Origin of the sequence: Nonomuraea sediminis, from assembly GCF_018531495.1 — a bacterium.
Taxonomy (GTDB): Bacteria; Actinomycetota; Actinomycetes; order Streptosporangiales; family Streptosporangiaceae; genus Nonomuraea; species Nonomuraea sediminis.
Genome location: NZ_JAHDTI010000021.1, coordinates 26262 through 41503 on the forward strand (window position 1 = coordinate 26262; position 15242 = coordinate 41503).

At 71.4% G+C, this 15242-nt stretch carries 10 protein-coding genes; 2 read left to right on the forward strand and 8 right to left on the reverse strand.

Going from position 1 to position 15242, the window contains the following annotated elements; genetic code table 11:
* Positions 1-31: 31 nt before the first annotated feature.
* A complete protein-coding gene (locus KIK09_RS52070; RefSeq protein ID WP_214327056.1) occupies positions 32-2515 on the reverse strand; it encodes a penicillin acylase family protein in 2484 nt (827 codons plus the stop codon).
* Between the two features lie 351 nt (positions 2516-2866).
* A complete protein-coding gene (locus KIK09_RS52075) occupies positions 2867-3580 on the reverse strand; it encodes a FadR/GntR family transcriptional regulator (RefSeq protein WP_214327057.1) in 714 nt (237 codons plus the stop codon).
* A 272-nt stretch (positions 3581-3852) separates the two neighbouring features.
* Between KIK09_RS52075 and KIK09_RS52080 the strand changes: the two genes are divergently transcribed.
* Positions 3853-5391, forward strand: coding sequence for a 2-isopropylmalate synthase (locus KIK09_RS52080; RefSeq protein ID WP_443678894.1), 1539 nt, complete (start codon positions 3853-3855; stop codon positions 5389-5391).
* A gap of 3 nt (positions 5392-5394) precedes the next feature.
* Here the strand turns inward: KIK09_RS52080 and KIK09_RS52085 are convergent, their stop codons facing one another.
* Together KIK09_RS52085 and KIK09_RS59785 are read right to left on the reverse strand one after the other, a co-directional pair.
* Complete coding sequence (locus KIK09_RS52085; RefSeq protein WP_214327058.1) at positions 5395-6525, reverse strand: hypothetical protein; 1131 nt, start codon at positions 6523-6525, stop codon at positions 5395-5397.
* 84 nt (positions 6526-6609) lie between these two features.
* Positions 6610-8049, reverse strand: a complete 1440-nt coding sequence (locus KIK09_RS59785; protein WP_214327059.1) for an FAD-dependent monooxygenase — start codon at positions 8047-8049, stop codon at positions 6610-6612.
* 47 nt (positions 8050-8096) lie between these two features.
* Between KIK09_RS59785 and KIK09_RS52095 the strand changes: the two genes are divergently transcribed.
* Positions 8097-8717 (forward strand): TetR family transcriptional regulator, encoded by a 621-nt coding sequence (locus KIK09_RS52095; protein ID WP_214327060.1) that lies wholly within the window; start codon positions 8097-8099, stop codon positions 8715-8717.
* On the opposite strand, the gene KIK09_RS52100 is transcribed toward KIK09_RS52095, so the two are convergent.
* Genes KIK09_RS52100 through KIK09_RS52115 form a run of 4 tightly spaced genes read right to left on the reverse strand, consistent with a single transcriptional unit; the run spans position 8714 to position 15171 of the window.
* Entirely contained in the window at positions 8714-9349 is a 636-nt protein-coding gene (locus KIK09_RS52100) for a hypothetical protein (protein ID WP_214327061.1), read from the reverse strand. The genes KIK09_RS52095 and KIK09_RS52100 overlap by 4 nt on opposite strands.
* A gap of 9 nt (positions 9350-9358) precedes the next feature.
* Complete coding sequence (locus KIK09_RS52105; protein ID WP_214327062.1) at positions 9359-11188, reverse strand: sigma factor-like helix-turn-helix DNA-binding protein; 1830 nt, start codon at positions 11186-11188, stop codon at positions 9359-9361.
* 47 nt (positions 11189-11235) lie between these two features.
* A complete protein-coding gene (locus KIK09_RS52110; RefSeq protein ID WP_214327063.1) occupies positions 11236-13056 on the reverse strand; it encodes a UvrD-helicase domain-containing protein in 1821 nt (606 codons plus the stop codon).
* Between the two features lie 3 nt (positions 13057-13059).
* A complete protein-coding gene (locus KIK09_RS52115; protein WP_214327064.1) occupies positions 13060-15171 on the reverse strand; it encodes a cell envelope integrity TolA family protein in 2112 nt (703 codons plus the stop codon).
* Positions 15172-15242: the final 71 nt, after the last annotated feature.

The following is a 15242-nucleotide window of genomic DNA, read 5'->3' on the forward strand; positions in this document are numbered from 1 at the left end:
AATCGGGCACGCGTCTCGTGTCCGGATACCCCTACGGATGTAGCCGGAGCGTGTGGACGGGCTCCGACTGCATCGGCAGGAGGTCCCCCTTCGTCCACAGCGGGGCCTGGTCCCAGTAGTTGTCGTGGAAAGCGTGCCCGGAGGCGCCCGTCAGGTTGATCCACTGCGACTTCGACAGGTCGCTCAGATCCACGACCATGCGCATCGACGGGACAGCGGTGACCTCGTAGCCCTTCTGGGCGTTCCAGCCGGTGGCGTCCACGGCGTCCTTGCTGCCCGGCACGCCGAACGGGCCACGGTTGAACAGCGCCTCGATCGGGGCGATGCCCGAGGTGCCGAGCGAGCCGTTGGTCAGCGTCAGCTGGTGCACGTCGCCCCAGTGCCACGCCTTGACGTCGGTGCCGAGACGGTCGGCCAGCTCCTGGTAGCCGGAGGCCAGCGCCTGCCGCAGGATGTCGTCGCGGGTCTCCTTGACCTGCTCGGTCGTCGTGTCGTCCCAGAACGGGTCGTCCGGGGTGTCGAGCAGCCTGCCGACCACCTCGTACCAGCGGTCGCCACCGCCGGGCCGCGCTCCGGCCGGCAGGTCGTCGTCGAAGGTCAGCTTGAGCAGGTGGCGCCAGACCGCGTTGAAGTACGCCGCGGGGGCCGAGTCCTGGTCCTGCGCGCCGTCCCAGCCCTTCAGCAGGTCCCTGGCCTGCGCGGCGGGGCCCGCCACGTCGATCTTCAGCAGCTCGGGAACCAGGGTCTGGGCGAAGCCGTTGCGGGTGTCGCGCTGGACGGCGGTCATGGTCGCCGCGTCGATCTTGCCCTTGTCGGTCTCCTGCTTGAGCCGGTCCAGGATGCGCTGGGAGCGGTAGCCGTACGCCCAGTCCCAGGTCAGCAGCGGCTCGTAGCGGCGGGGGTCGATGACGGCGTTGTTGGCGGTGACGATGTAGCCCGCGTCGGGGTCGCGCACGCTGGGCAGCTCGTCGTAGGGGATCGTGGACACCCAGTCGTACTCGCCGGTCCAGCCGGGCACGGGCCAGGTGCCGTCGCCCTTGGCACGGACCGGGATCCGGCCGGGCGCCTGGTAGCCGATCGTGCCGTCCGTGTCCGCATATATCAGGTTCTGGGCGGGGACCTCGAACGACGCGGCGGCCTGCCTGAACTCCTGCCAGCTCGTGGCCTTGTTCATCTCGAAGATGGCGTCGGCGGTCCTGCCCGGGGTCAGCGCGGTCCACTGCAGCGCCACCGCGTTGGCGCCGTCGGACGGCTTGACGTCGCCGATCACGTCGTTGATCAGCGGGCCGTGCCGCGTGGTGCGCACCGTGATCGTGACCGGGTCGCCGCCGGCCACCTTGATCGTCTCCTGGCGCGTGGTCAGCTTGGGCCACTGGTCCTTGTAGCGGTACGTGTCGCCCTTGACCTGCTCCAGGAACAGGTCCGCCACGTCGGGGCCGAGGTTGGTGAAGCCCCAGGCGATCTTGTCGGTGTGGCCGATGACCACGCCCGGCAGGCCGGAGAAGGTGAACCCGGTGACATCGAAGGGGCAGGCGTCCGAGAGCCGGCGGCAGTGCAGCCCGGCCTGGTACCAGACCGACGGCATCGCGGGGGACAGGTGCGGGTCGTTGGCCAGCAGCGGCTTGCCGCTCTTGGTGTGCTCGCCCGACACCACCCACGAGTTGGAGCCGATGCCCTCGCCGCTGCCCAGCGTGCTCGGGATCCGGTCGAGCGTGCCGGCCGCCGACTGGAAGAGCGCCGGGGTGCCGGTGGGGGCGGGGCGGGCCGAGGCCTCGAAGCGGCCGTGCCTGATCGCGCCCTGCGTGACGATCGGGGCGTGCTCGTCGAAGGGGTAGCCGGGGTAGAGCTGCTCGACGCGCTGCCTGGGCAGCTTGGTGGCGGCCAGCGCGCGGTCGATCTCCTCGTCCATGTTGGAGCGCAGGTCCCAGGCCATGGCCTTGAGCCAGGAGATCGAGTCGAGCGCGGTCCACGGCTCGGGGGCGTAGGAGCTGTTCTGCAGCTTGAGAATCGAGTACTCCAGGCTCCTGGACGAGGCGTCGGGGTTGGCCGACAGCCAGGCGTTGACGCCCTTGGCGTAGGCGTCCAGGTAGCGGCGGGTGGGCTCGGCCAGTTGCGGCAGCTCCTGCTCGGCCACGCGGCGCCAGCCCATGGTGCGGATGGCCTTGTCGTCGTCGATCGTGGACTTGCCGAACATCTCCGACAGGCGGCCCGCGGTGACGTGGCGGCGGAAGTCCATCTCCCAGAAGCGGTCCTGGGCGTGTACGTAGCCCTGGGCCATGAACAGGTCCTCGGCCGTGTCGGCATAGATCTGCGGGATCCCCCACCGATCCCGCTTTATGTCGACATTTCCGCTCAAACCGGGCAGGCGGAGGGTGCCGTCCACCTGCGGGAACGACCTGCGCACGGTGTACACCAGCACCCCGGCGAGCACCAACGCCAGAACCAGGAGAACGGTCAACACCCGGGCGAGCCACCGCAGCGGCCACGGCATCCACGCGTAGGGTCTCAACCTCATGGGCACCAAGTTTGGCACTGGCTTGAACGCCTCGTGACCAAAGATCACCCACTTCCTCCCGTACGCCCAGCCCAGCCGCCACCAGCCCAGATTTCTACCCCACAGCCCCCGAAACCAGGGCAACCCGCATGCAACCCCACATCACCTACGTTGTCTGTCGCGTGCGCCATCCTCACCCCCGCTCGGATGGCGTGCGCCCGGGCGGACGGCCCCTACCACCCCGTCCGCCCCTCCCTCCACCCAAACCACGCACTCCCACCCACCGAGCCCGCCCGCACCGTGTGCGCGTGTCGCGTCACCCTCACTGCGCCGGGGCGCCCCGCGCTGTGTTGCGTCTGTGGTGGGTGGGGGTTAGCGGGTGCGGAGGTGGGAGAGGGTGCGGTGGAGTTCGTCGTGGAGGGCTTGGGCGGCTGTGTCGGGGGCGCCGGTGATGACGGCGTTGACGAGAGTGGTGTGGGCCTCGTCGCCGTGGTCGGCTTCCATGGTGCGGACGTCGAGCAGGTCGACCAGGTCGATGAGGCCCTGGCGCATCGCGGGGACGAATTCGGCGAACAGGTCCGTCAGCACTGGGTTGTGTGCTGCCGCGACCACCGCGGCGTGCAGGGCCACGTCGGCGTCGACGAAGGCCACGCCGGAAGAGGTCGTCCACGGGCCGCCGGGGCGGGGGGCGAGGTCCCGGCGGCGGGCCAGGGCGGCTCGGAGGGCGTCGGCGTCGGCGGGGGTGCGGCGGCGGGCGGCCAGGCGGGCAGCCTCGACCTCCACGAGCATGCGTACCTCATAGACGTCGGCGATCGCGGCCCTGCGCAGGCGGGAGGCCCAGTCTTCCACCGGTGAGGCGGCGATCACGAACACGCCCGAACCCTGGCGGGCCTGCACCAGCCCTCCGCCCGCCAGCGCGCGCAGGGCCTCGCGGACGGTGGAGCGGCCCACGCCGAGCGTCTTGGCGAGCGCGGTCTCGGCGGGCAGTTTGGTGCCGACCGGCCAGGCGCCGCCGGTGATCTGTTCGCGCAGCGTGCGGGTCGCCTGTTCGACCAGCGGGCTGGGCTGGAGTTCGCCGAGGGCCACGATCCGGGAACCTCTCAGGTTGTCTGAGGAGCTGAGGTGTGCCACTATACCCGGCATGACGCTGCGGGCTCTCCTTCTCGGCTGCCGCGGCGGGGCCTGACCAGACCGGCACCCCGCCGCGGGTGCCGTGCTGCCGGTCACCCGACTTCCGCGACCGGTGAATGCGTGTGGTGCCTTCCCGGTCGGATGACCTCTGTGACCGGTGACGGCCGGTTGCTTATCACCGTGGCCGGAGAGCGCGTGAGCTCTGCTGCCGGTCGAGAGAAGGAATCATGACCGGGTTTCCCACTCTGAACACGCCCAGCGGTCCCGTGCCCGACGGTGCGCCCGCCTGGAATCCGCAGCGGCGCAGCGGCATGCCGTACGAGAAGTACCGTCCCTTCCACGAGCGGGTGGTGGTGCCGGCGCTGGATGATCGGCGCTGGCCGTACAAGGTCATCGAGCGGGCGCCGCTGTGGGTGCCCGTGGATCTGCGCGACGGCAACCAGGCGCTGGCCGAGCCGATGGACACGCCGCGCAAGCGGCGGATGTTCGACCTGCTGGTGGCGATGGGGTTCAAGGAGATCGAGGTCGGCTACCCGTCGGCCAGCCAGACCGACTACGACTTCGTCCGGCATCTGGCGACGCGGACGGACATTCCCGATGACGTGACGGTGGTGGTGTTCACGCCTGCGCGGGCCGAGCTGATCGAGCGGACGTTCGCCTCGATCGAGGGGCTGCCGCGGGCGGTGGTGCACCTGTACACGGCCACCGCGCCGATCTGGCGCGACGTGGTGCTCGGGCGCGGCCGTGCCGAGATCAAGGCCATGATCATGGAGGCGGCCACGCTGATGGCGCGGCTGGGTCCGTCGGTGCGGTTCCAGTTCTCGCCTGAGGTGTTCAACCTGACCGAGCCGGACTACATCCTGGAGATCTGCGACGCGCTGACCGCCCTGTGGGACGCCTCGCCGGACCGGCCGATGATCCACAACCTGCCGGCCACCGTGGAGATCGCCACGCCGAACGTGTACGCCGACCAGATCGAGTACATGCACCGCAACCTGGCCAGGCGTGACTCGGTGATCCTGTCGGTGCACCCGCACAACGACCGCGGCACCGGCGTGGCCTGCGCCGAGCTGGCGATGCTCGCCGGGGCGCAGCGGGTGGAGGGCTGCCTGTTCGGCAACGGCGAGCGCACGGGGAACGTCGACCTGGTCACGCTGGCGCTCAACCTGCACGCCCAGGGCGTCGACCCGATGATCGACTTCTCGGACATCGACGTCATCAGGGACACGGTCGCGGAGTGCAACCGCCTGCCCGTCCACATCCGGCATCCGTACGCCGGGGACCTGGTCTACACCGCCTTCTCCGGCACCCACCAGGACGCGATCAGCAAGGGCTTCGCCGCACGCACGGGCCCGCTGTGGGAGGTCCCGTACCTGCCGATCGACCCCGCCGACGTGGGACGCTCGTACGAGGCGGTGATCCGGGTCAACAGCCAGTCCGGCAAGGGAGGCATCGCCCACCTCCTCCAGACCCACTACGGCCTGTCGCTGCCGCGGCGGATGCGGGCGGAGTTCTCCGCGATCGTCCAGCAGGCCACGGACGCCTCGGGCAAGGAGTACGGCGCCGCCGACCTCCACTCCCTGTTCACCGCCACCTACCTGGTGCCCGGCGCGGCCTCGGTACCGGCGGACACGGAGGTCGTCGCGCGCGAGCACGACGACCACCTCGCCTACGCCGAGATCCGCACCCCCGAGGGCACCTTCTGGGGTGCGGGCCCCACCCCGGACGCCGCCGTCCTCTCCGCGGTCACCCGATCGCGGCGCTGACGGTCAGTAGCCTCGCGGGAAGTCCACGTTGGCCACGCCGTGCGGCAGGGCGACGGCGGAGTCGTTGCCCATGTCGTGCCACATCTTCCAGCCGTAGAACACGCCGAGCACGGCATACCAAGCGGCGAAGGTGATGCCGATCTTGGTCGCGAACCTCTCCTTTATGAGGAGCGCACCGGGGTAGAAGCGGGCGGCGATGCTCAGCCCCATGAGGATGAGGATTTCCTCAGTGGCGGCGTAGAGGAGGGACTTGTAGAGCTTGTTCAGGGCGTAGACCGCCTTGCGCAGCGCGTCGAACTTGGCCACGGCCCGGTCGGTGAGCTGGATGCCCGCAGTGACGAAGTCGCGCAGCTTCAGATCGGCCGCATCGTGTGCAGGGCTGTCCCATGCCCTGGCCAGTTCATCCCGTTTCATGGGATCGCCTGCGCCGAAGACCCCGGACATCCACGCGGCGAGCGTGTGCCACTCGCTCACGCACTGGTCGATCTCGAAGTCGGACCTGACCGCGATGGCGGCGAAAATGGCGATCGGGACCAGGATCTGCGGCGAGAGCAACCTGGCGCCGCTGAGCCTGGTCTTGATCATCTCGCTATACCTTCCCGCTGTGCTCCCTCCATACAGCTCAGCCAGGTAGGCGCCGACTCGTACGGCCCCGACCGCGGCCGCACCACCCATGCCGATTTCCATCAGCCGATACCGCTGTTCGTCGGACAAGTCGGACTGCGGGATGCTGTGGCCGAGCCAGTTCTCGGAGTAGTCCTTCGCGATCAGCTTCTTGGGGATCACGCTGTAGTCCGTGTGCACATCGCGCGAGTCACGCGCGGTGCGCGCCACCAGCGCCTGGATGGCGGCGTCATTCGCGCCCAGGTAACTGCCGTTGGTCTTCCCCAGGTTGCCGACGAGCCAGTCCGCCGACTCCGCGCCATGTCCCAGCCGCTCGGCGTAGTTGTCCACGCCCATGTTGTGCCGGATCGCGGCGGGCATGCCGATCAGTCCGAGCGCGGCGAGCGGAAGCCGCACCAGGTCCATCGTCCCACCGGTCCGAAGGGTGTTGAGCTCGTCGCGGACCAAATCGGTGTTGAGACCGGCCTTGCGGAGGCCGTCATGCTCGACGGAAATGGAGGAATCGGCCATCGGTGACGCTCCCTCAGACAGCGGCAAATGTAGTAGACCAGTGTTTACCAAGCCGCCCTGCTGGACGATCGATACCGAACGGATCTACACATACCTGTTATGGATCTTGAGGGCGACAGTCAGGGCCTCGAGGTCGGGGGTGTCGTCGGTGGCCCAGGAGACGTAGCCGTCCGGGCGGATCAGGAGGGCCGCCGGGAGGCCGGGGACGGGCTTGGCACGGGTGGCGTCCAGGTCGGGAGGGAGGACGCCCGCCAGGTCCAGGAGGACCGCCTGACCCGAGCGGAACAGGGACGACAGGCGGACGTCACCCAGGTCGAGGTCCGGGACCCGGTGGCCGACCAGCGGGTGGTCGCCCGGCAGGTCGTAGGACAGGGCCAGGCCCGACATGAGCCCGGCCAGGTGCCGGTTGGCGTCAGGAAGGCGCATCAGGTCCATGAAGATGTCGCGCAGCGCCCGGACGTCCTCGTCGATCCGCGGGCTCGCCAGGACCCGCTGCGCCGCCGTGTGGTGCAGGACCTGGGCGCCCACGGGCTGACGCTCGGCGTGGTAGGTGTCGAGCAGCGAGTCCGGCGCGCGCTCCTGGAGCACGGCGGCCAGCTTCCAGCCCAGGTTGAAGGCGTCCTGCACGCCGAGGTTCAGCCCCTGGCCGCCGAGCGGCGGGTGGATGTGCGCCGCGTCACCGGCGAAGAACACCTGGCCCACCCGGTAGGACTCCACCTGCCGGGTCGCGTCGGAGAAACGGGACGCGTTCTCGATCTCCGCTAGCACCGTTTCGTCGCCGTAGACGACGCGAAGCGCGCCGGCGATCTCCTCGAAGGCCACCGGCGTCTCCCGCGAGACCTCCGTGGGCTCCCCGCCGGTGAACCGGTAGCGGTCGCCGCCCAGGGGAACCAGCATCACCCAGTGCCCATCCACCTCCCGCACGAGGTCGCTGATGTGCCCGATCTTGGACGGCACCAGGTCCGACACCGACGACATCCGGATGTCGGCCAGGATCGCCGTGTAGGTCCCTGGCCGTCCGGGGAACGGCGCGTCGAGCAGCTTCCTGACCGTGGAGTGCCCGCCGTCGCAGGCCACCAGATAGCGAGCGCGGATCCGCTGGTCGCCTGCGGTCACCACCACGCCGTCGCCCTGTTCCACGGCCGTCACGGGCGCGTCGCGCACGACCTCGACCCCCAGACCGGTGGCGCGCTCCTCGAGGACCTCCTCCACCTCCCACTGCGGGATCGCGATCGGGTGCGGGTGCCGGGTGTCCCACGGCGTGCAGTTGAGCTGCACGGGCAGCAGCGCGAAGTGCCCGCCGACCGGCTCGCGCGCCAGCGTCCTGCGCTCGATCGGCTCGAGCAGGCCGCGCAGCTCGAGCAGCTCGGCGGTGCGGGGCTGGATCGCGCCGCCCTTGGTCTGCTCGATCCGCCGCGGCAGGCGCTCCACCACCAGCGTCTCGACCCCGGCCAGGGCCAGCTCGCAGGCCAGCATCAGCCCCGTGGGTCCCGCTCCGGCGATGACGACCTCTGTCTCACGCAAAGCTCCTCCAAGTGCAAATGTAGACCGAGTGCAGTTATCATGATGCCATGACCGGGCTACGCGAACGCAAGAAGCGGCGAACACACGAGGCCATCTCCGAGGCGGCCATCGCGCTGTTCCTCGAGCACGGCTTCGACCAGGTCTCGATCACCCAGGTGGCCGAGGCGGCCGAGGTCTCCAGGCGCACGCTGTTCGCCTACTTCCCGGCCAAGGAGGACCTCGTGGTGCACCGCTTCGCCGACCACGAGACCGAGCCCGCCCGCGTGATCCGCGCCCGCCCGCCGGGCACCGCCCCGATCGAGGCGCTCCGCGACAACTTCCTCGACGGCCTGCGCAGGCGTGACCCGATCACCGGGCTCAACGACATCCCGGAGATCCTCGCTCTGTCCGGCATGATCCTGCGGACCCCCGCCCTGGTGGCCAGGATGACCCGCTTCCAGCAGGGCGCCGAGCGGGCGCTGGCCGAGGCGCTCCAGGAGACCGCGGGCACCCCGGCGCTCGCCGCGCGCGTGGCGGCCACCCAGGTGGTGGCGGTGGAGTGGCTGCTTGCCCTGGACAACGCCCGCCGGCTCACCGAGGGTCAGACCGCGGACGACCGGTTCGAGAAGGCGACGGAGGAGGCGGAGCAGGCCTTCGCGCTCCTCACCGAGGGCCTGGCAGGGATCTAGCGGCCGATCTGCGCCGGCAGGTCGAGCGCGAGCACGTGGTCGACCTGCAGGAACGACTCGAACTTGGCCCCCGGGGGCACCGCGGGATCCTCCGCGAGCACGGCCAGCTCCCGCAGCGCGCCGGGCGTGTCCAGATCGTCGTCGAAGCGATCGAGGACCCGCGCCACGTGCGAGGTCGCAGGCGGCGCGCTCGGCGACTCCGCCCACGTCGCCACCTGCGAACGCCATCCGAGCAGCGCCGCCTCCGCCTCGCCGAGCGCCTGCGCGGTCAGCTTCATGGGCTGCCGGTAGTGGCCCTGCAGCAGGGCCAGCCGTACGGCGAGCGGATCGAGACCCGGCACGTCGGGAAGGTCGGGCATGGGCGCGACCTCGACCCGGCGCCCCGGGCCGACCTCCAGGTCGAAGTCCGCGGTGCCGTCCAGATGCTCGGGCGGACGCAGGTTCAGCTCACCGGCGTAGGAAGGCAGGCCGGCCCACCAGGCGACCGTGCGGACCCGGTGACGCTCGAGCACGCGCCTGATCACGTCCGACAGCACGAGCGTGCGCAGGTCGCCCTCGCAGTAGACGCGCATCGCCCGCTTGGCGGCGAGTTCCTCGACACGTCCGGTCCGCGGGTCGTACAGGCGCAGCATCCTCCGAGCCTAGCTGCCCAGGAACCCCAGGATGTCGCGGTCGCCACGCTCGCGCAGCCGGCCGAGCACCTCCTCGCGCCCTGCCAGGTCGGGCAGCCCGATCCTGGCGCCGATCAGGCGCAGCCCCTCCAGCTCCGACGTCACGGGAGCGGTGTAGCCGATCAGGTAGAGCGCCCGGTTCAGCGGCGGCATCGACGGCGGCGCCGCCGGCAGGTGGCGGGTGAGCAGCTCGCCGCCGTCCGACACGGTCAGGAACACGTGGTCGCCCTCGCCGGCCTTGAAGTCGGCCAGCACGTTGCGGATGGAGCCCATCGTCGGCTGGTTGTGCCAGGAGATCACCACGTCGCCCGACGGCGTGGCGGCCGTGAGCTGCCCGCCGGGCGCCATGCCCAGATAGGCGGCGAACCCGGTCGGCAGCGGCGAACCCGAGCCGCGCAGGTGTTCGGCGTTGACGTCCACCCGGTGCCACCAGCGCCCGTCGCGGCTGCGGAAGCTGCGCCGCGTCTCCGAGACGTCCTTGCGCGGCTGGTACGGCTCGACGTCCCCGGACCCGGCCACCCGGATCCACCCGCGCTGCGTCCGCTCGAACCCGGGCCCGCCCGAGTAGGCGCGCACGGAGCTCTCGCTGACGTCGTACCTGGAGGTCAGGTTCGTCACGATCGTGCTGACCGAGGCCTCGCCCCCGGCCCGCTCGATCTCCCTGGCGATCATCTCCCTGATGCCCAGGTACTCCTCGCCGCCCCAGCGCGCCAGTCCGTACTTGTTGCGGTCGACCCGCATGAAGCGCTCGTCGGCGGTCAGCTGGTTGCGGATGCCGACCAGGCTGTAGTCCTCGCCGATGCGCTCCTGGATCTCCTCGGGCGACAGCGGCCGCCCGGCCACCGCCAGCACCGCCTCGGCCTTCTCGTTGATGCTGCGCGGCCACGGCACCACGTGCTGCTCGAGCACCCGAAGCTGCGGCACCGCCAGGATCCACCGCTCGGCCACGTCCTCGCGCACGCCGAGCTGGGTGACCATGGTCACCGCCTCGCCCAGCGGGCGCGGCCCGTCGGCGAACAGCTGCCTGGTCTTCTCCCGCAGCTCGTCCGCCCCGCCCGCGACCAGCCAGCCGTCGGCCTGCTCGTAGCCGGTCAGCAGCGTCCGGACGAACCGCCACACGGGGATCCCCAGCGTGCGCAGCTCGCCGCGGTGCCACGGCACCGCCGCCGCCAGATCGTCGGCCGGTACGGCGGAGCCGAGCCGTCCCCGCAGCCACGAAACGTGCGCCACCAGCGCGGCCGCCTCGGGGCTGCCCAGCCAGGCCTCCACGTGGTCGCGCAGGTCGCGCTCGATCTGCCTGATCCGCTCACGGGTGACCGAGAAGCGCTGGGCCAGCTCGTCCAGCGTGGCCCGCTGCCCCGCGTAGAGCCGGTCCCTGGCGATGGCCCGCTGCCGGTCGTCGAGCGCCGCGAACACGTCCTCGATCGGCTCGGGCAGCGGCTTGTCCACCTTGGGCACGACCGGCTGCGGCGTGGGCTCGAGCAGCCGGTCGAACACGCCGCCGAACAGCTTCTGCACGACGTCCTTGCCCAGCATCTCGGGCGTCCGTTCGGCCTCGGCGGGGTCGGAGAAGCGCACCAGCGGCAGGATGTCGCCGAGCAGCAGGTGACCCCAGCAGGCCAGGGCCAGTTCGGCCAGGTGGCCCGCCACGGTCTGGGTCCCGGCGATGGCGCACGCGCGGTCGAGCGGAATCGCCGCCCACCATGCCTCCGGCAGCTGGGGCTCTTCCACGATCGGCGCGATCTGACCAGGTGGGGTCCAGCGCAGGGGTGGCGCGAGGTCGCTCAGGCTGAGGTTCATAGGGGTCCAACCGGCAAGGGGAGATATCCGCAGTTCAGACTATGTGATCAGAGGGACAGAAATGGGCTGCCCCGTCCGGAGTGAGAGATGTAGAGCAGGGTACGGGCCCGTGTGCACGCCACGAACAGCATGCTGCGCTCCCGTTGTAAGGCTCGGGCACGGGCCGCGGGGTCGGCGGGCGGAGGTTCCGGAACGACACCCTCCGTCACTCCGAAGACCGCGACACGCTCGAATTCGAGGCCTTTGAGCCCCTGGAACGTCGCCACCCGCACCGCACGCTCGCCCAGCGCCCGCTTGGCCGCGCTCACCAGCGCCCTGGTGCGGGCCGTGACCGCGATCTGCTCCGCGGGCACGCCCTCCTCCAGCCAGGCGTCCACGGTGTGCGCGAGCCCGGCCAGCTCGGCCTCCGGTGTGTCGTACGCCCTGATCACCGGCCGTTCCCCGTTGTGGGTGGCGCGGAAGCCGTACAGGGCGGCATAGCCCTTGACCAAGCCATCCGCCGGACCCCCACCGCGCAGTCGGACACCGAAGGAAAGGATCTCCTGGGGCAGGCGGTACGAAACCTTGAGCGTGTGCTGGACCGCGGGGATCCCGACCGCGCCCAGCGCGATCCGGGTGTCGGTCACGCGCTGGTGCGGGTCGCCGACGATGAACATGTCGTCGGCCGCGCGCGGCACCGCCGCCCGCAGCAGCCGCCACTGCGCTGGGCTGATGTCCTGCGCCTCGTCCACCACGATGTGACGGTACGGCTTGCGCGCCGGATCCACGTCGTCGAGCAGGTCCCCGGTGGTCCTGGACAGCAGCCGCAGCGCCTCGTCGGTGAGTTCGGCCAGCGTGCGCGCGCCGGGGCCGACCAGGGCGGGACGCTTGCCCTCCGCGTCGGCCACGATGCGCATGGCCAGCCGTTCAGGGTTGCCGACCTCGATCCGCTTGCGCGCCACCTCGTCCTGGACGAGCAGGTCCAGCCTGGCCGCCAGGTCCTCACCGAGCCCCTGCGAGAACGTCACGAGCAGCACGGGACCTGCGCCGCGCTCGGCCAGGTGGGCGGCGCGGTGCAGGGCCACCAGTGTCTTGCCGGTGCCGGCCCCGCCCACCACCAGCACCGGATGGTCGTAGCGCGGGGCGCGGGCCAGCCGGTGCTGCGGCGGGTGCAGGAACGTGCACCAGTCGGGCGCCTGGAGCACCCTGTCGAGCTGGATCTTGTCGGCGACGAAGACCGCCCGGTCAGGGCTGCGGCGCATCGCGGCGTGGAAGTCGTCCGGGTCGATCGGGCCGGGCTCCTCGGCCACGGCGCGGCAGCCGTCGAGCTCCTGCCAGGCCTCCGTCAGGGTGCCGCCGCGGGCCAGCACGGCCAGCGGCAGGTGCTGGGTGGGCGGCAGCAGCGGCTCGAGCGCCTCGACGTCCGCCTCGGTGGTGATGAGCCTGACCAGCGGGAGCGCCCGCACGTCGATGCCGAGCGCGAGCAGGTCGCCGTCGCAGATCGGGTCGAACAGCCGCGCCGCGCCCGCGGAACGCCGTAGTGCCGGCTCGACCATCTCCAGCGTCTCGGCGTCCCATTCCTCGATCACGCCGATCACCGGGTTGACGCCGAAGCGGTGCCGCCTGGCGTCCGACCAGGCCTCCGGGTCCGGCAGCACGTTCCGCAGCCAGTAGACGTCCCGCTGGCGCACCACGATCGCGCGGTGCCCCTCGGTCAGCCGCAGCGTGGCGACCCTGGCGTCGCGGGCGCCCCTGACCCGCTCGGGGTGCGGGGCGCCGGCGGCGTTGAGCAGGAAGCGGCGAAGTGCGACCACGACGTCCCTGCGCACCGGGTGATCCAGTGCGCTGAGCTCCCTGGGGAAGTCGGGGCCGATCGCCAGCCGCGGCATGGCTCAGTCCAAGAGTTGGAGCAGGTCGCGGTCACCGCGTTCGCGGAGCCTGGTCAGCAGATCCGGTAGCCCGACAGGTCCTGTCATGCCGATCCTGGTGGCGATCACCCGGGCCGCCTGGTCCCTGGTGCCGCCCGGAGCGGTGTAGCCGACCAGGCGCAGCGCCTTGGTGATCTTCTCGGCGCCCGCCGCGGCGACCGGCAGGTGCCTGGCGCGCAGCACCCCCTCGTCCGACAGCGTCAGGAACAGGTGGCCGCCCTCCTTGGCGCCCACGTCGGCCAGCAGCCGCTCCACGTTCTCGAGCACGGGCCTGCCGTGCCAGGTCATCGTCAGCTCGCCCGCCGCGCTGCGGACCGTGCGGGACTCGCCCGGCGACAGGCCCAGGTAGGCGGCGAAACCGGTCGGCAGCGCGCACTCGCCGCCGGTCAGCTGCTCGCCGGTGACGTCCACCCGCAGCCACCAGCGGCCATCCGGCTGGCGGAAGCAGCGCCTGGTGTGGGCGACGTCCTTCAGCGGCTGGTACGGCTTGGGCGGCTCCTCCGCCACCCCGTTGGCCGGCGCCTGGACCGAGGGGGTGAACGCGTGGAACTGCGGCTCCGCCTCGTGCGGCTTCTCGACCTGCGGCGCCTGGGGTGGCGGGGTTCGCTTGGGCAGGGGCTGGGCCGCCTCCTGGGCCTGGCGCTGCTCGGGCATCGTGGCCAGGACGAACTGCCAGGCGGGCACGTCCAGGGCGCGGATCACCCTGCGGTGCCAGTCCGCGGCGCGGATCAGCCGCTCCTTGGGCGCGGCCGGGCCGATCGTCCTGCGCAGCTCGTCCAGATGCGCGCGGTACGGCGCGGCCTCGCCGCTGGCCAGCCACTGGTCGAGCTTGGCGCGCAGCTGGATCTCGGTCTCGTCGATCTCGGCGGGCGGGACGGCGAACAGCTTGGCCAGCTGGTCCACGGCCGACGGCTCGTCGGTGAACACCCGGTTCTGCGCGACCGCCCAGCTCTTGTCGTCCAGCCCCGCGAACGCGGCCTCGATCAGATCCGCCAGCTCGACAGACTCGGATGCCTCTTCCTGCGCGCCCGGCTCCTCTTCGAGCTCGGCAGCGGGGGCAGCCAGAGGCTCGTCATCAGCCTCCGCGCCCTCGGCCTCGGCCTCGGCAGGCTCCGCCTCGTCGGCCTGCGCCTCAGCGGACTCGGCGACGTCGGCAAGCTCGTCCTCGGCAGGCTCGTCGGCCTCGGCGTGCCCCTGGGGACGCTCGTCGGCTGCAGCATGCGCCTCGGCGAGCTCGTCGTCCTCGGCATGCCCCTCGGCAGGCTCGTCGTCCTCGGCGTGCTCGTCGGCCTCGGCCCGCGCTTCGGCGAGTTCGTCGTCCTCGGCCTGCCCCTCGGCAGGCTCGTCAGCTTCGACGTGCCCCTCGGCTTCGGCATGTGCCTCCGCGGGCTCGTCGGCTTCGGCGGGCTCGTCGGTCTCGGCGGGTTCCTCGGACGCCTGCTCCTCGGCGAGTGCGGCGGGTTCCTCGACAGGCGCATCGTGAGCGGCGGGAGCCTCGGCGGCATCCGGGGATGCGGCGGGCTCCTCGGCGGCTTCCTCGATCGCGGCGGGCTCGGCCGGTGCGGCGGGCTCCTCGATCACCGGGGCCTGGACGGACTCCTCGGCCACCGGAGCTTCCGCGGGGTGGACGGCCTCGGAGGACGCCGGAGGCTCGGTGTGGCGCGCCGGGGCGGGGGACGCCAGCCGTACCAGGATCGTGGCGAAGAGCGTCGTGAGGACCGGGCGCGCCTGGATGAAGGGCTGGTCGGCGAGCTCGCGGCTGGTGAGGGCGAGCAGGCCGGGCCAGGAGCCCGCACGGTCGAGCGCGATCGCCACGTGGGGCTCGTCGGCCTCGTCCGGGTCCAGCACGTGCAGCGCGGGCAGCACGTCGCCCACGGCGGCCGCGGGCCAGTGCTCCAGGGCGATCTCCGTGAGCAGCTCGCCGAGGGATTCAGGGCCGATGGCTGCGAGCACCCGCGGCATGGGCAGGCTGCGCCACCAGGCGTCCGGCAGGTCCGGCTGCCCGGTGAGCAACGTGATCGTGGACGCGTCGCTCCACCGCAATGGTGGTACGAGGTCGCTCAGGCAGAAGTTCATCCCGTTCCGTTCACCAGCCCCTCACTCCGCCGTATCGGCGCAGCCATCCCACGGAACAGACCATAGTCTGG